At 64.3% G+C, this 23842-nt stretch carries 21 protein-coding genes; 12 read left to right on the forward strand and 9 right to left on the reverse strand.

Annotated features, from left to right (window positions below; all coding sequences use genetic code 11):
• Positions 1-122: 122 nt before the first annotated feature.
• Positions 123-857 carry a 1-(5-phosphoribosyl)-5-[(5-phosphoribosylamino)methylideneamino]imidazole-4-carboxamide isomerase gene (gene hisA, locus Spa11_RS16750; RefSeq protein ID WP_145114329.1) on the forward strand — a complete coding sequence of 245 codons (735 nt, stop codon included), beginning with the start codon at positions 123-125 and terminating at the stop codon, positions 855-857.
• Between the two features lie 50 nt (positions 858-907).
• Here hisA and Spa11_RS16755 read toward each other — a convergent pair whose 3' ends face one another.
• From Spa11_RS16755 to flhA, 9 genes are all read right to left on the reverse strand, one after another.
• Entirely contained in the window at positions 908-3340 is a 2433-nt protein-coding gene (locus tag Spa11_RS16755) for a YfbK domain-containing protein (RefSeq protein ID WP_145114331.1), read from the reverse strand.
• Positions 3341-3531: 191 nt separating this feature from the next.
• Complete coding sequence (locus Spa11_RS16760; RefSeq protein ID WP_197529468.1) at positions 3532-4134, reverse strand: sigma-70 family RNA polymerase sigma factor; 603 nt, start codon at positions 4132-4134, stop codon at positions 3532-3534.
• 73 nt (positions 4135-4207) lie between these two features.
• Positions 4208-4882 (reverse strand): DUF374 domain-containing protein, encoded by a 675-nt coding sequence (locus Spa11_RS16765; RefSeq protein ID WP_145114335.1) that lies wholly within the window; start codon positions 4880-4882, stop codon positions 4208-4210.
• Positions 4883-4979: 97 nt separating this feature from the next.
• Positions 4980-5687 (reverse strand): DUF374 domain-containing protein, encoded by a 708-nt coding sequence (locus Spa11_RS16770; RefSeq protein WP_231932995.1) that lies wholly within the window; start codon positions 5685-5687, stop codon positions 4980-4982.
• Between the two features lie 195 nt (positions 5688-5882).
• On the reverse strand, positions 5883-6641 hold the full coding sequence (locus Spa11_RS16775; protein ID WP_145117044.1) for a FliA/WhiG family RNA polymerase sigma factor: 759 nt from the start codon (positions 6639-6641) through the stop codon (positions 5883-5885).
• A 259-nt stretch (positions 6642-6900) separates the two neighbouring features.
• Positions 6901-7170, reverse strand: a complete 270-nt coding sequence (locus Spa11_RS16780) for a hypothetical protein (RefSeq protein ID WP_231932999.1) — start codon at positions 7168-7170, stop codon at positions 6901-6903.
• A 114-nt stretch (positions 7171-7284) separates the two neighbouring features.
• Positions 7285-8028 carry a MinD/ParA family ATP-binding protein gene (locus tag Spa11_RS16785; RefSeq protein ID WP_145114341.1) on the reverse strand — a complete coding sequence of 248 codons (744 nt, stop codon included), beginning with the start codon at positions 8026-8028 and terminating at the stop codon, positions 7285-7287.
• Complete coding sequence (locus Spa11_RS16790) at positions 8025-9116, reverse strand: flagellar biosynthesis protein FlhF (protein ID WP_145114343.1); 1092 nt, start codon at positions 9114-9116, stop codon at positions 8025-8027. The genes Spa11_RS16785 and Spa11_RS16790 overlap by 4 nt, the downstream gene beginning before the upstream one ends.
• Positions 9117-9206: 90 nt before the next feature.
• Positions 9207-11282 (reverse strand): flagellar biosynthesis protein FlhA, encoded by a 2076-nt coding sequence (gene flhA, locus Spa11_RS16795; protein ID WP_145114345.1) that lies wholly within the window; start codon positions 11280-11282, stop codon positions 9207-9209.
• A gap of 332 nt (positions 11283-11614) precedes the next feature.
• Between flhA and Spa11_RS16800 the strand changes: the two genes are divergently transcribed.
• The 11 genes from Spa11_RS16800 (at position 11615) to Spa11_RS16850 (ending at position 23819) form a co-directional block, all read left to right on the forward strand.
• Positions 11615-12802 carry a WD40 repeat domain-containing protein gene (locus Spa11_RS16800; protein WP_145114347.1) on the forward strand — a complete coding sequence of 396 codons (1188 nt, stop codon included), beginning with the start codon at positions 11615-11617 and terminating at the stop codon, positions 12800-12802.
• 218 nt (positions 12803-13020) lie between these two features.
• Positions 13021-13965: a malate dehydrogenase gene (mdh, locus tag Spa11_RS16805; protein ID WP_145114349.1), complete on the forward strand. Its 945-nt coding sequence runs from the start codon at positions 13021-13023 to the stop codon at positions 13963-13965.
• Positions 13966-14192: 227 nt separating this feature from the next.
• The gene (locus Spa11_RS16810) at positions 14193-14984 is read left to right on the forward strand and encodes an alpha/beta hydrolase (protein ID WP_145114351.1); all 792 of its coding nucleotides are present in this window, start codon (positions 14193-14195) and stop codon (positions 14982-14984) included.
• A 186-nt stretch (positions 14985-15170) separates the two neighbouring features.
• A complete protein-coding gene (locus tag Spa11_RS16815; RefSeq protein WP_145114354.1) occupies positions 15171-17513 on the forward strand; it encodes a tetratricopeptide repeat protein in 2343 nt (780 codons plus the stop codon).
• 27 nt (positions 17514-17540) lie between these two features.
• Positions 17541-18050 (forward strand): flagellar export chaperone FlgN, encoded by a 510-nt coding sequence (locus Spa11_RS16820; RefSeq protein WP_145114356.1) that lies wholly within the window; start codon positions 17541-17543, stop codon positions 18048-18050.
• 68 nt (positions 18051-18118) lie between these two features.
• Positions 18119-19054, forward strand: a complete 936-nt coding sequence (locus Spa11_RS16825; protein ID WP_145114358.1) for a sensor histidine kinase — start codon at positions 18119-18121, stop codon at positions 19052-19054.
• Entirely contained in the window at positions 19051-20475 is a 1425-nt protein-coding gene (locus Spa11_RS16830) for a sigma-54-dependent transcriptional regulator (RefSeq protein ID WP_145114360.1), read from the forward strand. The genes Spa11_RS16825 and Spa11_RS16830 overlap by 4 nt, the downstream gene beginning before the upstream one ends.
• 287 nt (positions 20476-20762) lie before the next feature.
• Positions 20763-21230, forward strand: coding sequence for a flagellar basal body rod protein FlgB (locus tag Spa11_RS16835; RefSeq protein WP_145114362.1), 468 nt, complete (start codon positions 20763-20765; stop codon positions 21228-21230).
• 55 nt (positions 21231-21285) lie between these two features.
• Positions 21286-21699, forward strand: coding sequence for a flagellar basal body rod protein FlgC (gene flgC, locus Spa11_RS16840; protein WP_145114364.1), 414 nt, complete (start codon positions 21286-21288; stop codon positions 21697-21699).
• A gap of 42 nt (positions 21700-21741) precedes the next feature.
• The gene (gene fliE / locus Spa11_RS16845; RefSeq protein WP_145114366.1) at positions 21742-22065 is read left to right on the forward strand and encodes a flagellar hook-basal body complex protein FliE; all 324 of its coding nucleotides are present in this window, start codon (positions 21742-21744) and stop codon (positions 22063-22065) included.
• Positions 22066-22157: 92 nt separating this feature from the next.
• Positions 22158-23819 (forward strand): hypothetical protein, encoded by a 1662-nt coding sequence (locus Spa11_RS16850; protein WP_145114368.1) that lies wholly within the window; start codon positions 22158-22160, stop codon positions 23817-23819.
• The last annotated feature ends 23 nt before the right edge of the window (positions 23820-23842 follow it).

Raw genomic sequence — 23842 nt, forward strand, 5'->3', positions numbered from 1 at the left:
CAGGAACACCTAGATTACTTCATCGCAAGGCTCGGAGGATGGCTAGCCGTCGAAAGCTGCCTCTGCGAAAATACCGGTCTCGCTCAAGAAACTGCCCACTGCCCACTGCTGACTGCCCACTAATGCAAATCTGGCCCGCCATCGACCTCCGCGGCGGCAAGTGCGTCCGCCTTCGGCAGGGGGACTACGCCCAGGAGACGGTCTTCAACGACGAGCCCGCCGCTGTTGCACGGATGTTCGCCGACGCCGGCGCCCGCTGCTTGCACGTGGTGGACCTCGACGGCGCCCGCGAAGGCGCCCCCGTCAACCTGCCGGCCGTTGAAGAGATTCTCGATGTCTTCAATAGCTACGACGAGCCCTGCCACGTCGAGCTTGGCGGCGGCGTCCGCGACGAGCAAGCGATCGCCGAGCTGCTCGACTTTGGCCTCGACCGCCTCGTCGTTGGCACGTCGGCCATCAAGCATACCGACTGGTTCGAAGGGATTGTCGAGCGGTTCCCCGGCAAGCTCGTGCTGGGCGTCGACGCCCGCGACGGCCTCGTGGCGACCGACGGCTGGCTCGAAACCAGCCAGACGAACGCCGTTGAACTCGCCCAGCGCTTCATCGGTAAGCCCCTCGCCGCGATCGTCTACACCGACATCGCCACCGACGGCATGATGCAGGGCCCGAACGTCGCCGCCATGGCCGAGATGCAAGCCGCCATGGGGAGTCTCCCTGTCGTCGCCTCCGGCGGCGTCACGACGCTCGACGACGTGCAGCGGCTCAAAGACGCGGGCCTCGCCGCCGCCATCATCGGCCGCGCGCTGTACGAGGGGACGATCGACCTATCGAAGGCGATTGCGATCGGGAACTCGTAAGCGATCGGACCAGCCCAACCACGCGGCTCACACGGGGGCCCTTCGTTCGCTCAGCGCCCGCTCACTTCTTTTGCGCGCCGGACGAGGTCGATGAACTCGGCCCGGTACCCCTGCGGGTCGTCGCCGATCGCGCCGCGGGCCCGTTCGAGAACCGTGTCGAACGATCCGTCGCCGACGTGCCGGGAGTTCCGCAACAACATGCCGAACTCCGCCACCGCCGCGGCCCAGCGGAAGTCCGCGTCCGCGTCGCTGACGCTCATGTCGTCGCCAGCGTCCTCAAGCGGGAACTCGAGCTTCTTGCTCGCGCCCCCTTCGGGTTGCTTGTAGCGAATCTTCAGCGTGAGCAACTCGTCAGCAAAGGCGGTCGGCGCCTCGTGAGCCGCGTCGTCCCCGACCGCGACCCCTTGTCGGCTCGCGGTCAGCTCGACGCGTCTCGCTTCGTCCTCGACCGAGTCGACGACCGATTGGTACTTAAGCCCATCCACCGGCGGCGCCGGTTCTTCCACCCCGACGGGGACCACCTCGTACAGCGCCGTCACCGTGTGCCCCGCCCCGATGTCGCCGGCGTCCTTCGCGTCGTTGTTGAAATCCTCCGCGGCCATCACGCGGTTCTCGTAGCCGATCAGCCGGTACGACGCGACCTTCGCCGGGTTGAACTCGACCTGCAGCTTCACGTCCTTGGCGATCGTCACAAGCGTCTTCGACAGGTCGCTCGAGAGCACGCGGTGGGCTTCCTTGAAGTCGTCGATGTAGGCGTAGTTGCCGTCGCCGCGGCCGCTGATCTGCTCGAGCATCGCGTCGTTGAGGTTGCCGCGGCCGAAGCCGAGCACCGTCAGGTAGACGTTCGTTTCCTTGGCCCGGGTCTCGACGCACTTGGCCAGCTCCTCGGTCCCCGTCATGCCAACGTTGAAGTCGCCATCGGTGCACAGCACGACGCGGTTCACGCCGCCGACAATCTTGTTCCGCTCGGCGATCTCGTAGGCGAGCCGCAGCCCCGCGCCGCCCGCGGTCGAGCCGCCCGCCGTCATTCGATCGAGGGCCGCCCGGATCGCGTCTTTCTGGTCGCCCCCCGTGCTCGGCAGCACGACCCCCTCGCTGCCGGCGTAGACAACGATCGCCACGCGGTCGTTCTCGCCGAGCTTGTTCACCAGCGCGTTGAGCCCCGAGATCACCAGCGGCAGCTTGTTCGGCTGGTTCATCGAGCCCGACACGTCGATGAGGAACACAAGGTTCGACAGCGGCCGCTTATCGACCGCGACCTCCCGCCCCTTCACGCCGATCCGCACGAGCTTGTGCTCCGGCTTCCAAGGGCAAGCGGAGCAACCGAGGTTCGCAGCAAAGGGCGCCTCGCTCTCCGCCTCTTCTTCCGCAGCCTTCGGCGCCTCGTAGCCGTACTCGAAGTAGTTCACGAGTTCCTCAATCCGCACCGCATTCGCGGGCGGCATCCGCCGCAGGTCGCGCAGGTACTGCCGCACGTTCGCATAACTCGCCGTGTCCACATCGATGCTAAAGGTGCTCAGCGCGTCCTCGCCGACTGGTTTGACGAAGGCGTTTTCGTGGATGGGCTCGTAGCGGTCGCGGAAAGCCTGATCCACTTCCTTGTACCGACTACGACGACTACTGCTTAGGTCCCTCCAAGCTTCGGGTTTGGGAAACGCTTCGCCACCACCTGCGAAGCCGTAAGGACCGTTGGACGGCTCTGGCGCGTAGTACTGGAAGTTGTCCGTTAAGTAATGGGGTGAAGGAGTGCTCTCCGCAGGTTGCATCGCCGGTGTGGCGGGAGCCACCGCCTTCTGATCGATGCTGCTAAAGGATTCCCATCGCTGCGATTCTCTCGAGGGAGCCTCGGCCTGCTGGCGAGCAAGTTGCTCAAAGAGCTGTTTCTGGGACTGCTCTTGGCTGACGCCAGTGCTCTGAGGTGGCGCCTCGGCTGACGGAACGGCTTGGATTGGAACCCCAGCAATGGTGTCGCCTGCTTCATTGGGCGCCCTTGTCGGGTACGCCTGCTTTTGTGGAGTGGAGTTCTCAGGCGCCGTCACATCAACAATGAACTCGCCCTCGGCGGACTCTTTCAACCTGACGGGCGGCGAAGCCTCGTTGGAATCTTTCAGCATCGGCATCGACGACTGGTAACGCAGGTCGCTCGAATCCGGCTTGGCGATCGTGACCGTCTCGGGCGCGGATTCTTCTACCGCTCGCGATCTCGTTGCCAGTCGCGCCGTATGGACGGTCGGTAGCAGAAGCGTCGCCAGGACGCCCACGACCGACGCGGCGATGGCCAACTCAACAAGGCGGCCCCGGAGACGCCGCGGCTTCTTCGCTGCGACTTGATCGGCTTGGACGACGGACACTTTCTCCTCCTCCACTTTGTCGAGGATCGCCTGCGACAGATCGGGCGGCCGCTCCTCGCCGAGCGCCTCGGCGAGCACACGGTCCACCAGCCGGTCGCGGTAGTCGTCGGCGGTTGATTTGGGATCGCTCATATCTCGTAGGGTCCGCTGAGCGGACCGTGGTTAACGGTGTCTGCTTCGAGCGTGTCGCAAGCAGATTCATGCTCTGTCGTGCGGTCCGCACAGCGGACCCTACCGGCGAGCCGGCGACGTTAGTCGTCGGTGGGCGCCACGGAAAATCTTCTTGGCTAGTACACCGACGACTAACGTCGCCGGCTCGCCATCTATTCGTTGGGGTCGGCGCTTTGGCGCAGCGCCGCCTCGATACACTCGCGTAACTTCTCCCGCGTGCGTTTGAGCAGCGTCTTCACGCCGCCGGCGGTCATCTCGAGCTGCGCGGCGATCGCCTCGCGGACCTCGCCCTGCCGGTACGCTAGGTCGATCGCCTGCCGCACGCGGCCTTCGAGCTTCTCGACACAACCGCGGGCGGCGTCGACGTGGTCTTGCCACTGATCGACGTGCAGGCGGTCCCGCCACATCGCGTCGGCCCAGACGGTCTCGGCCGTCTCGACGTCCGCCACCTCGCAGCGCCGCGATTGCTTGCGACGCAGCATCAGCAGCTGCCGCCGGGCGACCGTCCGCAGGTAGCCCGCCGTCTGCGGCTCGGAAACTTCGACGAAGTCCGAACGCACGACGGCGAGTAACGTCTCCTGCGTGAGGTCGTCCGCTTCGGCCGGCTTCGCGCCGAGGTACCGCAAGTAGCGCCACACCTCGGCCTGCCGGTCACGCACCAGCCGCGCCCAATCGAGCGTCGACGTTCCCAGCGCAGGCGCCGCCCTGCCCGGGGGCATGGCGTCGGCGGCGGTGGGCGGGAGGGGCTGGCTCATGACCGTCATGCCCCCATAGTGCCGCCGGACCCCCAAAGGGGTTCAGAAATCTCCAAAAGATTTCCAGGAAGGATCAGGCCGCCAGGCGTTCCTGAGTCGTCGGCTCGCTCGTGCTCGCTTCGCTCGGGTCGTATCGCCGTTCCAATTCGTTCAGCGACGCCTCAATGCGGCGGCGGAGCGACTCGACCGACTCGCCCGGCTCGGGACGGATCGGCTCGGCGAAGTAGGCGTCGATCCGGCTGAACGGCAGCGGCGCCTGAAAACGGTCCCATGCCCCGCGGATCACCAGCCGATTGCGGGGCACCGCCAGGACATTGAGCACCGTGGCGCCGGTCCGTTGCGACAACGAGGCGATCCCTTTACGGACCTGCCCGCGCGGCCCGCGCGGCCCATCCACCGCAATCAGAGCCGGCCCGGCGCCGCTATCGACGTGCTCGACCATCGCGTCGAGGGCGTCGGCGCCGCCGCGGCGGTTCGATCCCCGCTTCGGCACGACGCCGAGCACCTGGAAGATCGGCTGCAACAGTTCGCCGTCGGCCGACTGCGAGACCATCGCCGCCGTCCCGCGTTCAGCGAACGCCGTGATGGCGGTCTGGTGGGCGTGGAGGATCGAGAAGACGTACTTCTCGCCCCGCTCCCGCATCGCCGGCCGCGGATCGACCCCGTGCAAACGGACCCGGCAGGTCCAACGCAGGACGAGAACGGCGCAGGCGATCGGCCAGCCGATGAGCTTGGGGGGGATCTTCATAGAAGCTGGTCGAGCGGCGGTGAAACCCTTTGTCGAGAGGTCTGCCGCAGCGTAGCGATTCACCCGTCATCGAGGCTACATCGATCGCTTCGACACGCTAAGCCGCCTTGCCTCGATGGCGTCGGCCGCGCTTGCCGCCACGCGCCTTGCCGGCGGGGGGCAACGCCTCCGACGGGTCGTGTTCAAGCTCCAGAGCGTTCAGCGCCGTCTCGATCCGGCGGCGGACCGACTCGATCCCCTCGTTCGGCTCTGGTCGGATCGGCTCGGCGAAGTAGGCGTCGATCCGGCTGAACGGCAGCGGCACTTGGAAACGGTCCCACGACAACGTGATCCGCAGGCGCCAGCGCGGCACCAGGATGACGTTGACGACCGTGGCGTCGGCGCGGAGGGCCAACGCCGCGATCCCCTTACGGACACGCCCGCGCGGGCCGCGGGGACCATCGACAGCAATGATAGCGGGCGACCCGGCCGAGACGTGGTCCACCAGCGCGTCGAGCGCCGCCACGCCGCCGCGGTCGCGGCCGCCCTTCTGGCTCGACCCCCGAACCGGAGTCACGCCCAGCGCGCGGAACGCCCTGACCACGAGATCGCCGTCGCCAGATTGCGACACCATGGCCGCCGTGTCCGGATCGGTGTTGATCGCCGCGGCGAGCTGATGGGCGTGGAGGATCGAGTACGCGAGCCGCTCGCCGCGGCGGTGCAGCTCGGGCCGTGGGTCGCCGTGGACCCGCAGCCGACAGGTGCGACGGAGCAGCAGCACATAGGCCGCGATTGGCCAAGCAATCAGCCGGGGAGATATCTTCACGGGCCGTAGAGACCGAGCGACGTACAAAACGCTCGGACTGTCCGCGCGAGACATAGGCATCTTATCCGAGTTGCGCCCCGGCCGATACGGAGCAATCGCCTGCCCTACCACGACGAAAAAACGAAGCCGCCGGCTTCCGCCGGCGGCTTCGCTATGGCTGACCGCTGAAAGCTGATGGCGAAGCCGCTAGCGGCTTCACGCCACGCCGAACTCCGGCCGGCGGCGGCCCAGCTGGCCTTGCAGACGCTGGACGATCGCCGAGTGCATCTGGCTGACGCGGCTCTCGGAGAGATCAAGAGTCGCGCCGATCTCCTTCATCGTCAGTTCCTCGTAGTAGTAGAGGATGATGATGAGGCGTTCATTGCGATTAAGGCCCTTGGTCACCAGACGCATCAGGTCCGACTTCTGGACGCGGCGCGTCGGGTCGTCCGACTTCTTGTCTTCGAGGATGTCGATCTCACGGACATCCTTGTAGCTGTCGGTCTCGTACCACTTCTTGTTGAGGCTGATCAGGCCGACGGCGTTCGCCTCTTGGATCATCTTCTCGAGCTCGCCGACGCTCAGCTCCATGTGCTCGGCCAGTTCGATCTCCGTCGGCGTGCGGCCGTGCCTGGCTTCGAGCGTCTTGACAGCCTCATTCAGTTTCGAGGCCTTCGACCGCACCAAGCGCGGCACCCAGTCCATCGAACGCAACTCGTCGAGCATCGCGCCGCGGATACGCGGGACGCAGTAGGTCTCGAACTTCACGCCACGGTCCATGTCGAACGCGTTGATCGCGTCCATCAGGCCGAAGACGCCGGCCGAGATCAGGTCGTCGAGTTCAACGCCATCCGGCAGGCGGCTCCAGATCCGCTCGCCGTTGTACTTGACCAGGGGCAAGTACTCTTCAACCAATTGGTTGCGGAGCGCCTTACTGTCGGGGTCGGCTTTGTAGGCGCGCCACACGATCGCCATCTCGGCGGCGCGGGCTTCTTTGGCGGCTTCTTTCTTTGGGTCTTTCGCCGCAGCGTTGGGCTGCGGACGTAGAACCCTCGAGGCGAGCGTCGTCGCTGACATGCAAATCCTCCGTGAGTCGCTCTCGCGACGCCTACCGTGGCGCCGCGGCGTGCGGAATCCTTCCGCTATGTTGTCGCTTTGAGGCTTGAGCCCTAGGGCTTGAGGGTTACCAGGGCGAACCGCCTCGGTGATCCCTCTAGCCTATTGGCCTCAAATCTCAGGTCTGATTAGCTTCTAACTCGTCGAGTTGTCTCTGTAGCCGCTGCCGGGTCGCTTCATCGACGGTCACCTCGGCGATCCGTCCCACGATGTACCCGACTCCCGCCAGCGCCGCCATCGCGATGAAGGCCGATTTGGCCGTCCCTTCGATGCCACCGCCCACTAGGGCGCCCCGCGCGAACGTGACCGCCCAGGCGAGCGAGCCGAGCACCCCGGCGTACGCCCTTCCCATGACTGACCCATCCCCGAGGCCGCAAACTTTCGACAACCTCCCCATTTTGCCCAATGCGGGCGCAACGGTTTAGACTCAACAATCATCGGCTGCGTTGTCACGGTGGGTTGAGACGAATTGGTCATTCTTTCCGGCTTGCGAGGCGATCGCTCAAGCCGCGAAGGCTGCGGTGACGGGGGCATTGGCGGGGTCCTCGATCGTCGTCGGCAACCAGCCCGCTAGCATCGGCGCCGCTGCCAAGAACTTCTGGCAAGACTCGCTGAGCGAAAGGTGTACGCCGCGGGCCGCGTCTTCGTTCGGGCAGTGATTCACGATCACGCCGACACGGGCCGCGACGGCCCCGAGACGTTTGAGGGTCAAGTAGCCATTGACGGTCGAGAGCCGATCACCACCAACGATCAACAGCGGCCTCGCGGCGCGGCTGGCGAGTTCCCTGGCCCAGAGCGTGTCGCCGACGCCCGCGTCGATGACGATCCAGCCGCCCGCGTCCTCGGTCCACTGACGCGCCGCCCGCAGCAGCCGTTTGGCGGCTTCACCGACGTACGCGCCCTCTCCCGGAGCCGGCGCCACACCGAGCTTCGCCGCCGTTGTGATCACCAGGCCTGCCGTTGGCGTTTCGTCGGCCGCCGCCATCACCGCCAAGTCATTGCGCCCCGCGTGCGCGTCGATCGCCAGGACCGCCACGCCCTCGGGCTGGCTCGTCGAACGCGCGAGGTCCCGGGCCGTGGTTAAGGCGACAGCCGAGACGCCGACGCCGCCCTTGGCGCCAAGCACGACAACGACGCGCTCGGCCGTCGGCGGCATGCCGGGCGCCATGCCTTCGGCGACGCGGCGCAGGTGGTTCGCCTGCTGGCCGTCACCAGAGTGATCTGTCGTTCGTCGAGGATGGCTCACGCAACCTCCTCGCCGAGCAGCCGCGCCGCCAGCGACTTCGCGTCGGCAAGGCGAATGTCTTCGGGGACGCTCTGGCCGTCGGTCAGGTAACTGACGGGGAGACCCGAATCCAATACCGGCGCCGCGGCGTGACCGAGCGATGGGGCCTCGTCGAGCTTCGTAAGCAGCAGCGACGTGGGCCGGACCGGGGCGAAGCGCTCCAGGGCGTCTCGCATACCACGCGCCGTGCCGGTGACGGTCGTTACGAGGTGCGTCTCGTCGGGCGACGCCGCGTCGAGCAGCGTGCGTAGCTCCTCAATGCGGTCGCCGTCGCGCGGGCTGCGTCCGGCCGTGTCGATCAACACCAAGTCGAGCGCCGCAAGTTTTGTGACCGCTCGCCGCATCTCTTCAGGCGTCGAGACCACTTCCATCGGCAGGTCGATGATCTCGGCATAGGTGCGGAGTTGTTCCACCGCTGCGGTGCGGTAGGTGTCCACCGTCACGAGCCCGACGCGAGCGCCGTCGCGGAGCCGGTAATTGGCGGCGAGCTTGGCGAGCGTCGTCGTCTTGCCAACGCCTGTCGCACCCACCAGTGCAACGACACGGCGGCCACCCCCCAGACGGATCGGCCCCGTAACAGCGAGCGACTCTCTCACAACGCCCTGCACAACGCTGCGGAAGTGCTCAACGCCATTGGCGCCCCCCGACAGCCGCGACGCCGCCTCACGCACGAGCGACCGCGCGAGTTCCGGCTGCACGTCCGCGGCGAGCAGGTCGCTACAAACTTGGAGCTGAGGGTCGTGGGTGATTGCGGATTGTGGATTGCGGATTGTGGATTGCTGCGGTGGCAAGGCTTCTTTCGCTTTCAATCCGCGATCCGCCATTCGCAATCCGAAATTAGGCGCCAGCCCGCTCCGCGCCGCTTGCTCCGCCAACGGCGACCGGTCCGGCGTCGCCGCGACCTCAACCGCTCGCCCCCGCAAGAACCGTGCGATCGGCCCCGCATTCACCTCGCGCGAGTGCAGTACGGCCGCCTGCGGACCAAACTCCGCACGCACCATCGCCAGGGCGTCGCGAAGCGTTCGGGCTCGGAAGGTCTTGATGTTCATTGGAAAGTTGAAAGGGGGAAAGTGGAATGGGGGATGAAGCGCAAGCGAACTCCTGACTCCGGAGACTCCGCTTTCCCCTTTCCTCTTTCTTTATTCGTTCACCACGCCATGCGTGACGAGCGTCGTGTCTCTAGTGATTTCATTGAAGCTCATCACTACCAACTGCGGCAGCGAGGTCTCGGTGAGTTGCTTGACGGCGGCGCGTACCTGGGGGCTCACCAGCAACACCGGGCTATGACCCTGGGTGGCGAGCTTCTCCGCTTCGGCGCCGATCGCGCGGTTGATCGACTCGATTGCCGTCGGCGCCAAGCGAATAAACAAGCCGCGGTCGGAGTGCTCGAAGCCCGTGCGGATACGGTCCTCGAGCGTCGGGTCGAGCGCAAGGACATGCAACTGCCCGTCGCGGTCGCGATACCGTGTGCAAAGCTGTCGCGCCAAGCGGTGGCGGACGTACTCGGTGAGCAGGATCGGGTCCTTCGACTTCGTCGCGTTGTCGCCGAGCGACTCGAGGATCGTCGCCAGTTGTCGGATCGAAACCTGCTCACGCAGCAGCATCTGCAAGACGGTCTGCACCTCGGCGAGCGACATAACGCCCGGGATCAGTTCGTTGACCACCGCCGGCGAGGTCTGCTTCAACTCTTCCACCAGCGCCTTGGTGGCGTCGCGGGTGAGGACCTCGTCGGCGTGGCGGCGGCAGACCTCGGTGAGGTGCGTCGCCAACACCGCGCCGGGCTCGACGACCGTGTAGCCTTGCATCTCCGCTTCGTCTTGCTTGCTGTGGGCGATCCACAGCGCATCGGTGCCGAACGCCGGGTCCTTCGTCGGGATGCCATCGACGCGCCCGCTCGTCATCCCCGAGTCGATCGCCAGCAACATCGCCGGCTGGATCTCCGATTGAGCGACCGGCATGTCGGCGATCTTGATGCGGTACTCGTTCTGACCCAGCCGCATGTTGTCGCGGATGCGGACCTTCGGCATCACTAGGCCCACCTCGCCGGCGATGTTGTGCCGCACCTTCTGGACGCGATCAAGCAGGTCGCCGCCGCGGTTGGGGTCCGCCAAGCGGATCAATCCAACACCAAGCTCGACCTCCATCGGATCGACCGCCAGGAAGTCCTCGACGCGTTTCTCCGCTGGCGCCTCATCCTTCTTGTCAGAATCGTCTTCCTGGGGACGCGACTGTTTCTTCTTCAGTGCTTGAGCGAGTCCGAGGCATGAGCCACCAAGCACCAGCAACGGGATTGTCGGCAGGTTGGTGAACACCAACACGCCAAGGAACGCCGCCGCCACGACGAGCGCCTGCGGACGGCTGAACATCTGATCGATGAACATGGCGGGCATGTTCGTCTTGCGGCTGCTACGCGTCACGAGCAAGCCGGCAGCGAGCGAAATCAAGAAGGCCGGCACCTGACTCACCAAGCCGTCTCCGATCGTCAGCCGAGTAAACAGGTCGGCCGCATCGGCGAACTCCATCCCCTCTTGGCCCACGCCAATCACCAAACCGCCGATGATGTTGATCACCGTGATGATGATGCCGGCCACGGCGTCACCGCGGACGAACTTGCTGGCGCCGTCCATGGCGCCAAAGAAGTCGGCCTGCTGAGTGATCTCGCTGCGGCGTGACTGCGCCTCACGCTCGTCGATAATGCCGGCGTTGAGATCGGCGTCGATCGCCATCTGCTTGCCCGGCATGCCGTCCAAGGCAAACCGCGCGGCGACTTCCGAGATACGCGTGGCGCCCTTCGTGATCACCATGAACTGAATCACGATGATGATCACGAAGATAATCAGACCGACAACGATCCGGTCGCCCGCCACGAATTCGCTGAACGCGGTGATGACCCCGCCCGCGGCGTCCATCCCTTTGCTGGTCGCCTGCGTCAGGATGAGCCGCGTTGTGGCGACGTTGAGCACCAATCGAGCGAGCGTCGTCGCTAGCAGCAGCGACGGGAAAACGCTGAACTCCAGCGGCGTGCGGACATAGATCGTCGTCAGCAGGATGATCACCGACACGGTGATGTTCGCCGCCAAGAAGACGTCGAGCAGGAACGACGGCAACGGGACCATGACCACCAGCACGCTGGCGATCATCGCCACCGGCAAGAGGAGATCGCCTAACCGACCCCAGGGGCCGGAAAGCGGGTTGTCGTCCTTCGTGAGCGCCATACGTTCCCTCGCAGCGCAGCGACCCTCTTCCCTGAGAGCCACACCGCCATCGCGTCTGCCTCATTGCCTTGCCCCTGGTAGAAGAGCAGCCGAGAAGCAGAGCGGCGGAAACCTAGAGAAACCCTCAAGTTGGGGGAAGGGAGATGTCGATGAGGGCCCGCTCAGTGGCTTCGCAGGTTCACGAGTCGCTGTGCATCACTCGCAACAAGTTTCGCCCGGATAGGCAACCCGCCGGCTGCTAGCATCGCTACCCCGGGGGTGCAATTGCTAGCAACAATCAGCAAGTGAAGTTAGCATGGCTCGCATTCCCCTGCTCTGGAGAGGTCGCGTCCATGCCGATGACCATTGTTAGAGCCGCTATTGGTTTCTCGCTATTGCTCGCTAGCAGCAATGCGCAATCAGCCGTCTTCGAGTTTGTCCGGCAGCTACCCGGCAGCACCGCGACCGGCTACGACTTCGGGCTTGCCGTCGATACCGATGGCGTTCTAGTTGCGGCCACCTCTTTAGCCACCGACCCGAGCCCCGGTGCTACCGCGGGGGCCGGTTACGTCTTTGCTCCCGAGAATGGGGACTTGGTCAATCGGCTTTACGACAGCACGTCCTCGACCGGTGACGCCTACGGGTTCACAATCGCCATTGACGGAGACAGAACGATCGTCGGCGCCCCACGGGGCGCTTCGCAGTCGGACACGGTCTATTTATTCGACCACACCACGGGAGCGGTCTTGGCCAAGCCGACGGGTGATGTCCGCCTGAATAACTCGTTCGGGGCCTCCATCGCGATGGATCAAGGTATCGCCATCGTTGGCTCTCCCGGTGAGTCCATCGCGCCAAGAGAGCGAGGCGCCGTTTACGTGTATGACGCGGCCGATGGATCACGCCTGCGGAAGATCACTTCCGGCGATAGTATTAGCTCTGCATTTGGCCAGTCCGTGGCCCTCAATGATGGCTTGGCGCTGATCGGCTCTCCTCGCTCATCCGACGTTGGATTAGCGCACCTCTACGATGCCGTCACGGGAAACAAGATCGCGGACTATTCTCCTGAGGACGACGCGCTCGGCGACAATTTTGGATTCCAAGTTGCAATCGCCGATGGAGTTGCGTTGGTTGGAGCGCCAACTCGAACCGTTGGAAGTCGCTTCGGCTCTGCCTACCTCTTTGATGTCGCGACTGGTCAGCAAATTGCCAAACTGTCCCCCAAAACCAACAGTAGGGACGATGGCTATGGACAAAGCGTTGCGATTGACGACGGTATCGCATTGGTTGGCGGACCTCGGGTCGGCGAAGTGTATGTCTTCGACGCTCGTACCGGAACCGAACTCTCAAGGATTATTAGTCCGGAGGGTGTGAACAGCTTTGGGTCGAGCCTCGCCTTCCGCGATGGACTCGCTGTCATCGGGGCGTCATCGCGATCCTCAGCACCCGGTACCGCCTTCATCTACCGCCTGACGATCCCCGAACCCGGCGCACTTCTATTGGCCCTAGCGGCCGTCTCGTCGCTCGCTCTTCGGCGTCGATAACCCGCGGGCCATCAGCCACGCCCCTGCGACGCTCCGTCGCCCCTTGTTGGCGCCGTTAGCTAGCGCGATACTCGCGGCTGCGTTGATTGGGGATTTCGGATTGCGGACTAGCAGGACTCAGAGGTCAGAGGTTCGCTTGCGCGTCATTCCGCAATCCGCAGTCGCCAATCCATAATCCCTATCCCCTCGCCCCCTACCCCTAGCCCCTCCCCACCGCCATGCGTCGCGCCAAGATCAGCATCATCGGAGCCGGAAACGTCGGCGCCACCTGCGCCCACTGGTGCGCCGTCGAGCAACTCGGCGACATCGTCCTGTTGGACATCCCCGGCGACATGGCCGACATGCCGCGAGGTAAGGCGCTGGACCTGATGGAATCGTCGCCGATCTTCGGCTTCGATTCGAACATTGTCGGCACGAACGATTACGCCGACACCGCCGACTCGGACGTGGTCGTCATCACCGCCGGCATCGCCCGCAAGCCGGGCATGAGCCGCGACGACCTGCTAGCGACCAACGCCAAGATCATGGGGCTGGTCTGCGAGCAGGTGAAGAAGACGAGCCCGAACGCCGTGGTGATTGTCGTCAGCAATCCGCTCGACGCGATGGTGCAACGCGCCCTGCAAGTGACGGGTTTCCCGCCGGAACGCGTCATCGGTCAGGCGGGCGTACTCGACACGGCTCGCTACCGTACGTTCATCGCGATGGAGTTGGGCGTCAGCGTCGAGGACGTCTCGGCCCTGCTCATGGGAGGCCACGGCGACACGATGGTGCCGCTTGCTAGCTGCACTAGCGTCGGCGGCATTCCGGTGTCGCAGCTCATCAAGCCCGAGCGCTTAGAAGAGATCATCGACCGTGCCCGCAAGGGCGGCGCCGAGATCGTTGGCCTGCTCAAGACCGGCAGCGCCTACTATGCCCCCGCCGGCGCTACGGCGCAGATGGTCGAGGCCGTCATCCGCGACAAAAAGCGGTTGATCCCGTGCGCAGCCTATTGCGACAAAGAGTACGGCGTGGGTGGCTTCTACGTCGGCGTGCCCGTCATCGTCGGCACGGGAGGCATCGAGAAGATCGTCGAGCTCGACCTCAACGAGACCGAACAGGCCGCGTTCAAGAAGAGCGTTGACGCCGTGAAGGAACTCGTCGGCGCGATGGCCAAGTTGGTCTGATTCAGAAAATGACTCCCGCAACGTGGGCGCGTTTCTGTTAGCTCAGTCACGCGCTCACGTTGACGAGGCGTGATTCTGTCGCGTAGATTCCCGCACACCTGAGCGAACTGACACGCCCTGTGTCGGTGCTGGCGCCAACGCCCGCCGGTCGTGCCGTTCAATGACGTCGATTCGTCAATACGATCAGCACGGCTTGTCCCTCAACGCAGACGCCCAGGAGCTTAGTCTTGACGATGCAACGCGTGCCGTCCGTACTTGTGAAGCCTTCCTTCAAGGCGCCGACACACCACCCGCTCGTCCCCAACTGGCTCATCCCGACTGGTACGGTCCCCTATTCCGAGTCGCGTCGCGATGTTCCCGTCGAGTGGACGTGGAGCGAAGCCGCCCCGTCCCCCGTCAGCTCACCGACTACCGCGACGTTCGCGCCGCTTGCGTACGAGAGCGGATACGAATACCCGCTCATCGTTTGGCTCCACAGCGACGGCGCCAACGAGGACTCGCTCCCGCTGGTGATGAAGCACATCAGCTTGAGGAACTTTGTCGCCGTCGCCCCGCGGGGTGTTGAGGCCCTCGCCGAAGGCTACGGCTGGAGCCAGTTCTCTGACTGCGTGGACGCAGCAGAGGACGCGGTGTTCGAAGCGATCGACTCGACGCGCGATAGGTTCAGCGTGCACACGAGCCGCGTGTTTTTAGTTGGCAGCGGCTCGGGCGGCGCCATGGCGATGCGGATTGCGCTGCGTCACCCCGATCGCTTCGCCGGCGTCGCCACGCTCGACGGCGCTTTACCGACAGGCGACGCCTTGCTCTGCCGCGTCAACGAGGCCCGCCAGCTGCCGCTCCTCCTCTCAGCTAGCAAGTGCAGCATCGACTACCCCGAATCGAGGATGTGCCGCGACTTGGCTCTCTTGCACTCGGCCGGCTGCCGAGTCGCTATCCGGCAATACCCCGGCAACGAAGATCTCACGACCGAGATGCTCGCCGACGTCAATCGCTGGGCGATGCAGATCGTCTGTGAGTAGGCGTCTGTGGTAATCACGCCGCAACGGCTATCGCAAGGCGCCTTCGATTGACAGGGCCTTGGCGACCTCTGTAGAAGCCGTCTGCTGGTGGCGTGCTCCTGAGACCCCGCGCCCCGCACCGACGGAGACGCGGCGTTGGCCGAAGACGAAGTACAACCGTCGACCGAACCGCCTCGCTTAGGCCTCGTGGGCAAACTCCGCGCTTGGAGCGCCGGGCACCCGATCCGCAACACGCTGATCGGAGTGGCGCTAGCCGCTGCTTCGGTCGCCACCATCACCGCGTGGCTCGCGTTGACGCGGATCGCCACCGCGCCGGACGGCTACACCGTCGAGCGGGCCCTCGAGCAGCTCGACGCTGGTGAGGACGACGCCGCTCGCGCGATCATCGACCGTCTCATGGAGGGAGACTCCCTCAAGGCTTCTGACTACGGAGCCGCTCTCTACGTCATGGGGATCATCAAAGTCCGCGAAGCCGAGCGACAGTGGTCACCCGAGCGCAGCCGCAACGATTACTACATCGCGTCAAAGTACCTCGATGAGGCCCGCACGTTTTCGTTCCCGGACGGACGCGAGGCGGACGCCTTGCTACAACTCGGCAAGTCGTTCCTTGAAAGTCGTCAGCTTGAGAAAGGAACCGAGACGCTCCGTCAAGCGCTCGACGCCGGGATGCGAGGAAAAGCCAAGGCGCATCTCTTGTTGGCGGAAGCGTACTTCTACGCCCCCGAACCAGACTTCAAGCAAGCTATCGCCGAAGCCGACATCACCCTCGCCGACCCTTTGATCGACCCGATCCAGCGGACTTCGGCTCAATTGCTGCGGTCGGAAGCATTCGCTTCTCTAGGCCTTGGTGACAAGGCCCTCGCCGCCGCCCAGGAGACCGACGCGACGGTGGACCCCGCGCGAAGATCTCTCGCCGAGGGACGCGCCAGGGTCGCCAAGCTCCAGAGTGCGGCGCCCGGCGAGCGGGCCGCCCTTGCCGAGGCCGCCGACAGCGTCCTAGAGCAGGCCCGCCGCGCTGACCAACTCTCCACCAGCATTTCTCGCGAAAGCGATTACCTCAAAGCGCAGATCGCCGAACTGCTGGGTTTCAGAGAGAAGGCGATCCTCGAGTACGGCGAGTTGCGCCGCTCGCATGGAACATCCGAAGCCGGCATCGCCGCCGCATTTGCTGAAGGCGATCTGCTGCAGAACGAAGGCAACGACGACGAGGCGCTGGAGGCCTACCGCCGCGCGCTCGATGCGATCGACGATCCCGCGAGCTACCGCAGCCGATTGCTGGCACTCCAGGCCGCGAAGCAGCGGGCGCTCTCGGCTCACCAGCGATTGCTGGAACGGAACCGCTACAACGCGGCTCTCCAGATGACCGATTGGGTCGGTGACTTGCTCGGCCCTACGCAGCAGCTCCTGTTGCGAGCCGACACCCTCCAGCGATGGGGCGAGGCCCTGATCGCCGAGGGCGAATCCGAGGGCGTAAAGGGGCGTCAGAAAGTTCGAAGAGGCCGAAAGCGACTCCGAGAGGCCGGGGGCGCCTACGAGCGGCTTGCCGAGGCCCGCTTCGCTACCAACGACTTCATCGAAGACCTCTGGGCGTCCGCCGAACTCTACCAGAGAGGACAGTCCTTCACCGAAGCGATCCGGGTGTTGGACCGTTATCTCCGCAACGAGCCTGTCAAACGGAACGCGCTGGCGCTCTTACGGCTTGGCGAGGCGCAGCTAGCCCGCGGCCAGGATGACGCCGCCGTCGCCACCTTGCAGGAGTGCCTTGAATTTCACGAGAACGACGCCTCATCCTACCGGGCTAGGCTCATCTGCGCCCAAGCCCACCGTATGCGTACCGACTACGCCCAAGCGGAGGCCTACTTGCGACACAACTTGTCGCGGACCGCGCTGGGGACCGAGGCGCCCGAGTGGCGCGACTCGAAGTTCGAGTTAGGTCACCTGCTAGCAGAAGCCAAACGCAACGACGAGGCGATCGCCGAACTCGAGGAGGCGGTTGCCCGTTATCCGGACGACCCGCAGACCCGCTGGGCCCGCTATCAGATCGCATTGTCGCATCGCCAAGCGGCGCGAGAGCCGCTGTCACGGCTTCGGGCGGCGCAAACCGTCAACGAACGCGAGCAGGCCCGGCAGGAAGCCTACGAGCATCTTGAGGCGGCTCTGGCGATGTTCCAGAGCGTGCAACGAGAGATCACGATGGCCGACACGGCCGACCCGCTCGACCGCGCGACGCTCCGCAACTGCTACATGCTCGGCGGCAACGTGCTCTTCGAGTTAGAGCGCTACGAGGACGCTCGACAATCGTTTGCTAGCGTCTCGACGCTTTATCAGAACGAGCCATACATGCTTGAGGCGCTTGTCCACATCTACTACTGCTGGCGCCGGCAGGACGACAGGCCGAAGGCCATGGGCGTCGTGCAGCAGGCGCAACAGCTCTTAAAGCGATTGCCCGATGACGCAGACTTTGCTACTTCCACCAACATGAATCGTGCGCAGTGGGCCAGCCTGCTCACCACGCTCGAACAGATCTGACCCGTCGCCGCCCTCGACAACGGCTCTATGCCAACTAATCCAACGACATCGCCGACGGAATCGCTCGCCAATTTGGTGCGTCAAAAGCGCCGGTTGCTCGAGCAGCTCGTTATGCTCGGCCGGCGTCAGCGAGAGATGATCGAAGCCGGCGAGGCCGCGTCGCTACTGCAACTGCTCGGCGGCAAGCAACAACTCATCACGGGTCTACAGATCCTTGAACGGGGGCTCGACGCGTTCCGCAAGGAAGACCCCGATGCGCGCCAATGGTCTTCACCCGCCCAACGCGCCGCGTGCAAAGCGGACGCCGACGCCTGTAACGATCTGCTCGCCGAAGTGATCGACACTGAACAAGCCCACGAACGCCTGATGACCGACCGCCGCGACGACCTCGCCAAACGGCTCCATCAAGCGCAGTCCGCCCACGCCGCGTCGTCGGCCTACAAGCCACACCTCCGTGGTCAGCGTCCGCGACCAGTGGCGGTCGTTGATGTTTCGGCTCCGCTGAGCGAGTCGCTCGACCTATCGACTTCCGACTAACGCCTCCACAGTCCGTCCCGCGGCGCAACTTAATCGGCCGCCCTCGGTCGCAATCCCCCGGCTTCGATATGGCGACTCAATCTAGCTCCGACGACCGCCCCGAGACGATTGGCCTCTCGCTCTATCGTGGCGACGACCACATCGATGTCTCGCCTTCCGAGCCGGTGGCCGAGACGACCGCTGAGCCGGCGACGCCGGAGCTATCCGTCCTGCTCGACGCGTGGCAAACCGCCACTGCCCGGCTCGAGAAGACGCACGCCCAACTCCGGGACGAAGTCTCTCGCCTCAGCTCTGAACTCGAAGTTAAGAACCGCGAGCTCGCCCGCAAGAACCGGCTCGCGGACCTTGGTGAGATGGCGTCGCACGTCGCGCACGAGGTGCGCAACAGCCTGACGCCGATCACTCTGTACCTGAGCTTGCTGCGGCGGAGCCTGACCGGCGACGCCAAGGGACTCGAAGTCCTCGGCAAGGCCGAGGCTGGTTTCACCGCACTGGAGGCTACTGTGAACGACCTGCTCGCTTTCAGCGCCCATCGTCAACCGCATGCGACGCACTTCCTTGTCGGCGAACTGATCGAGGAACTCGCCGAATCGCTCGCGCCACAGTTTGAAGCGCAAGCCGTGGGGATCGAACTCGACGTCCCACCGAATACGCTGCTGTGGGCCGATCGCGAGATGATCCGCCGCGCAGTTCTCAACTTGATGCTCAACGCGTTGGACGTCATGCCGCAAGGCGGCGACCTGATCGTCACCGCTTGCGAAGGCTTCGAAGGCTTTGAGCTCGAAATCGCCGACAGCGGGCCCGGCATCCGTGATGATGACGAAGGGCGCCTTTTTGAGCCGTTCTACAGCACCAAGGAGACCGGCACTGGCCTGGGGCTGTCGGTGGTCGCGCACGTCGCCGAGGCCCACGGCGGTTCGGTGATCGCCGAGAACTGCCCCGAAGGTGGCGCCGCGTTTACGCTCCGCATCCCCCGTCCGGTGGCGCGGGAGGTTGCCGCGTGACCGTTCACGCCAAAAAGCCTGAGCTACTCTATGGCCGCGTCCTGGTAGTGGACGACCACGCCCCTGCCCGCGAGTCGGTCGCCGATGTGCTGCGCTGCGTCGGCCACGAAGCCACGCCTTGCGGAAGTGGCGCCGAGGCGCTTGCAAAGTTGCGGGCAGGGTCATTCGACGTTGTCGTCACCGACCTGCAGATGCCCGGCATGAGCGGGCTCGAACTAATCCGCGAGATCGAACGCCTTCGGCACCGCGTTCAAGTGCTGATGGTGACGGCGCACGCCAGCGTCGAGACCGCTGTCGAAGCGATGCGACACGGCGCGTTCGACTACCTCGAGAAACCTTACAACGTCGATCGCCTCGAAGCCTCAGTCTCTCGTGCGCTGCAGCGTAAGCGGCTGCAAACCAGCGTCGAAGCCGTGGAGTCAGCCGCCAAGTGCGACGCACCGATGATGATCGGGTCAAGCGCCGCCATGCGTTTGCTGCGCGAGCGGATCGCTCGCGTCGCCTCGACCGAGGAGACGGTGCTCATCCAAGGTGAGAGCGGTGTCGGCAAGGAGCTGATCGCCCAAACGTTGCACGCCCTCAGCTGCCGCAGCAAGGGGCCGATGGTCAGCCTTAACTGCCCGGTCCTTTCCGAACAACTCACCGAAAGCGAGCTCTTCGGTCACTGCCGCGGCGCGTTTACCGGCGCCGATGCCGATCGCGTCGGCCGCTTCGAACTGGCCAACAACGGCTCCTTACTGCTGGACGAAGTCACCGAAATCAACCTCGGCCTACAAGCCAAACTCCTCCGCGTCTTGCAAGAGCGGGCCTTTGAACGCGTCGGTTCAAGCGTCTCGCAGCGTGTCGATGTGCGTGTGATGGCGACCACCAACCGCGACTTGACCGACGAGATCAGCGCCGGCAGGTTCCGCGAAGACCTCTACTACCGTTTAGCCGTCGTTCCGATCCAGGCCCCCGCGTTACGCGAGCGCGGCGAGGACGTGCTGGAGCTCTCCGAGTATTTTCTCGATCAAGCCAGCCAGCGGCTCGGCCGCGAGCGCCTAACGCTCGACGCCGCCGCACGCGACTTGTTTCTCTCGCACAGGTGGCCCGGTAATGTGCGTGAGTTGCACAACGTCGTGACGCGAGCCTGCGTGCTAGCAGACGGACAGACGGTATCGGCCGATCTCGTACGTCCGTGGCTACGGCGCGACAGTGTGAATGCAGTCGAGGCCGTCGAAGAAGGCCCCACGACGCTCCCGATCGGAGCGAGTCTCGCCGAAGTCGAACGACAAATGATCCTCGCGACGCTTGCCCGATTCGACGGGCACCGTCAGAAGACCGCTGACGCGCTTGGCATCGGCGTCCGCACGCTGAGCGGCAAGCTGCGCAGCTACGGCGTCCCACCGGGAGAGAAGGACATCATCTCACGCGCGGCATGAGCGAAGTGACGTAGCCGAGCCGCGAACGTCAGGGAGCGACCGTGAAAATCAGCTAGGTGACCGGTCTTTCCTGACGTCTTCCCTGACGGTCGCGGCTCGGAAGACACCTATACGACAATCCCTCTACCGGCGCCAAACGCCGCCGCTATCGGCAAGTTCCGCCGACCGCTTGCTGCTGCGCCGCGACGGAAGCCGCTTCAAACGCCGTGGAAGACTTCGTCTAGCGTCGGTGGCACGCTCTGTGCTAAACGCTCGTCCGTGTCCGTCCCCACAAGGAGAGGCCGACGATGCTGAACCCCTTCGCGAACTCGACCCTGCCCGTTCTGGAGCAGACCGTTCAGTTCACGCAAGCGCGTCACGGCGTCCTGGCGGGCAATATTGCGAACCTGAACACCCCCGGCTACAAGGCCCGTGACTTGTCGGTGCAAGCCTTCCAGTCGAGCCTGCGATCGGCGATTGATTCGAGCAAGAAAACATACAGCCCGGGCGACGCCATTGTGTTGGGTGACTTGTCCGACGGTCCGCACGAAGGATTGATGGCGCTCGGTGGAGAACGCGGACCCTTCGACGCGGATTCGCTCAATGGCCTGCAGAAGTCGATGGAGACCTTCGTTTACCACGACCAACGCGACGTCAGCCTCGAATCGCAAGTCACCGAGATTTCGAAGAATCAGTCGCTGCACAACCTTGCGATCACTTTGATGAGTCAGCAGTTCCGTCAGATGCGATCGGCTATCAGCGAGACCGTTGCTTAGAAAAACCGGTAGCCGACAAAGATTCCCCAACCCTCCCTTCAACTAGCCCTCCGCGATGTTCACGTCCTACGACATCAGTACGAGCGGCCTTGTGGCGCAACGGGCGCGGCTCGACGCCATCGCCTCGAACCTCGCCAACATCTCGACTACGCGCAACGAGCGCGGCGAGCCTGAGGCGTACCGTCCCAAGTACGTCACCTTCTCCACCGATCCCAACAAGCAAACCCGCGCGGGCGGCATCGGCGTTACGGTAGCGAGCGTCGAGACCTCGACCGAACCGCCCGTCATGCGATACCAGCCCGATCATCCGGACGCGAATCCGGAGACCGGCATGGTCGCGATGCCCGCGGTGGACATGACCACTGAGTTCGTCGACGCCCTCGAGGCGACACGAGCCTACGAAGCGAATATCGGCGTGATGGAGATCACCAAAGACCTCGGCCGCCAGACGCTGCAGATCATCGTATAGTCGCCACCACGCGAGTAGATACGGCACGGACGCCTCGGTCCTATGAACACCATCCCCACCCCATCCGCAGGCCGCCTCATCGGCGGCGTCCCACTCCCCAGCGAACGTCTCGCTGTCGCCGGGGAGAATGCGCCGGCATCGGATGCCGGCTCGTTCAAGAACTTGCTGATCGACTCGATCGAACACGTCAACGGCATGCAGGCACAAGCAGACCAGGCGGTCGAGGCCCTGTTCACCGGCGGTGATGTGAACCCCGCCGAAGTGCTGACCGCCGTCCAGAAAGCCGACATGGCGTTCCGTCTCACGATGCAAGTCCGCAACAAGCTGATGGATGTCTATCGTGAGATTCAAGACGTACGGATATGACACGGCGTTCAGCTGTCAGTGATCGGCTGTCAGCTCTTGAGGAATCGACTTCTTACTGCTGATAGCCAACCGCCGACCGCTGATAGCTCTCTATGGACTTCCTCAACCAAACCGCCGCCCAGGTCCGCGAACTGTTCGCATCGATGACGCCCGGCGCTCGCGTCACCGCGGGGCTGCTGGTCGCGGTTGTCGTTGTCAGCATGGGCTTTTTGTTCCAACAAGCGACGCTCGGCCCCGACGAGTACCTGTTCGGCGGCGAGTCGATCGACCGGCGCCAACTACCGCGGATGGAAGCCGCGATGTCGGCAGCCGGCATCAAGTACGAAACTCAAGGGACAAAGATCCGCGTCTCGCCGGGGGACAAGAACGCCGCTATCGCCGCCATCGCTGACGCGGGTGAACTACCACCCGAGTTCCACAAGATCATGGATGACGCCATCAACGGCGGCAGCCTCTTCGATTTCCGCGACACCAAGTTGCAGCGGATGCGCGCAGCGCGTGAGGCTCAAGCTTCGCTAATCCTCGGAGACTTCCCGTGGGTCGAGAAAGCGGACGTCATCTTTAACGAACGCCAAGGGAGCGGTCTCCACGCCAGCCGACACGCTACCGCAGCGGTGAGCATCCTCCCCGCGGTCGGCGAGTCACTCAGCTCACAACGTGCGCGGGTCGTGAAAGAGTTCATCTCGAAAGCATGCGACGTAGCGATCGAGGATATCGCTATCACCAATCTCGGCAACGACACACTCGCCGGAGGCGACGGCGGGATCTCTCCCGATGACTTCGACCACCCGCTCTACCGCCTCCGCGCGATGGAAGCGGATCGGGTCCGCCAAACCATCATGCGGAACCTGGCGTTCATCCCCGGCGTGCTGGTGCAGGTCAACCCACGGATCGACCCCAAGAGCGAACAACGCGTAGTCGAGGTGACGCCTGAGAAGGAGTCCGTCGCCCTGTCGAAGAAGACGCAAACTCAGGAAGAGTCGCACACTTCCGGCGGCGCCGGCAGTCGTGTCGGTGTCGAAGCCCAGGCGGCCCAGGGCCCACCCAGCGCCAATCGCGACGAGGTTGTCTCGGCTCAAGATCAGACGACGAAGAAGAGCGAAACCACCGACATCGCTAGCGGCGTCGGCACGCGGCGCATGGAGACTGTGACTTCGGGCTTCGCGCTCGAAGAGGCCGAGGCGAGTGTCGTTGTCCCGATCTCTTACGTGAAAGCGGTGTTCCGTGAACGTAACCAGACTCCCGAAGGCGAAGCACCAAAGGAGATCGACGCTAATCAACTCGAGCAGATGCAGACCACGATCCGCAGCGAGATCGAAGGCATCGTCGAGCCGCTGCTGCCGAAACTCGCCCTCGGCGAGAACGACTTCAAGCAGGTCAAAGTGAACTTTGTCACCGACCTGCCGCAGGCAGAGCTCCCAACGCCGTCGCTCGCTACCAATGCCCTGGGCATGCTGGGGACGCACGCCAATACGCTGGCGATGCTCGGCCTCGCCGTGGCGGGCCTCGTGATGCTGCGGTCGATGGTGACATCCAGCGGCGGCAAAGACGGGTCGGCCCAAGGCATCCCCGCGCTGAAGATCGAGAACGATCAGTACGCCGAATCGGATGCCCAGGACGGTGAGGATTCTCAGCGGCCCAAACTCAAGCTCCGCAAAGCGGACACGCTCAAGGGAGACCTCTCGGACATGGTGGCGAGCGATCCCGACGCCGCCGCCGCTATTCTTCGCTCGTGGATCAACAACGCGGCATGACGCCGCCCGTCAATCGCGGATAA

It is taken from the genome of Botrimarina mediterranea, from assembly GCF_007753265.1.
Lineage (GTDB): Bacteria > Planctomycetota > Planctomycetia > Pirellulales > Lacipirellulaceae > Botrimarina > Botrimarina mediterranea.

Coding starts and splice junctions, on each gene's coding strand:
- hisA (WP_145114329.1), top strand. CDS start 123: ATGCAAATCTGGCCCGCCATCGACCTCCGCGGCGGCAAGTGCGTCCGC.
- Spa11_RS16755 (WP_145114331.1), bottom strand. CDS start 3,340: ATGAGCGATCCCAAATCAACCGCCGACGACTACCGCGACCGGCTGGTG.
- Spa11_RS16760 (WP_197529468.1), bottom strand. CDS start 4,134: ATGAGCCAGCCCCTCCCGCCCACCGCCGCCGACGCCATGCCCCCGGGC.
- Spa11_RS16765 (WP_145114335.1), bottom strand. CDS start 4,882: ATGAAGATCCCCCCCAAGCTCATCGGCTGGCCGATCGCCTGCGCCGTT.
- Spa11_RS16775 (WP_145117044.1), bottom strand. CDS start 6,641: ATGGCGATCGTGTGGCGCGCCTACAAAGCCGACCCCGACAGTAAGGCG.
- Spa11_RS16790 (WP_145114343.1), bottom strand. CDS start 9,116: ATGAACATCAAGACCTTCCGAGCCCGAACGCTTCGCGACGCCCTGGCG.
- flhA (WP_145114345.1), bottom strand. CDS start 11,282: ATGGCGCTCACGAAGGACGACAACCCGCTTTCCGGCCCCTGGGGTCGG.
- Spa11_RS16800 (WP_145114347.1), top strand. CDS start 11,615: ATGCCGATGACCATTGTTAGAGCCGCTATTGGTTTCTCGCTATTGCTC.
- mdh (WP_145114349.1), top strand. CDS start 13,021: ATGCGTCGCGCCAAGATCAGCATCATCGGAGCCGGAAACGTCGGCGCC.
- Spa11_RS16820 (WP_145114356.1), top strand. CDS start 17,541: ATGCCAACTAATCCAACGACATCGCCGACGGAATCGCTCGCCAATTTG.
- Spa11_RS16825 (WP_145114358.1), top strand. CDS start 18,119: ATGGCGACTCAATCTAGCTCCGACGACCGCCCCGAGACGATTGGCCTC.
- Spa11_RS16835 (WP_145114362.1), top strand. CDS start 20,763: ATGCTGAACCCCTTCGCGAACTCGACCCTGCCCGTTCTGGAGCAGACC.
- flgC (WP_145114364.1), top strand. CDS start 21,286: ATGTTCACGTCCTACGACATCAGTACGAGCGGCCTTGTGGCGCAACGG.
- fliE (WP_145114366.1), top strand. CDS start 21,742: ATGAACACCATCCCCACCCCATCCGCAGGCCGCCTCATCGGCGGCGTC.
- Spa11_RS16850 (WP_145114368.1), top strand. CDS start 22,158: ATGGACTTCCTCAACCAAACCGCCGCCCAGGTCCGCGAACTGTTCGCA.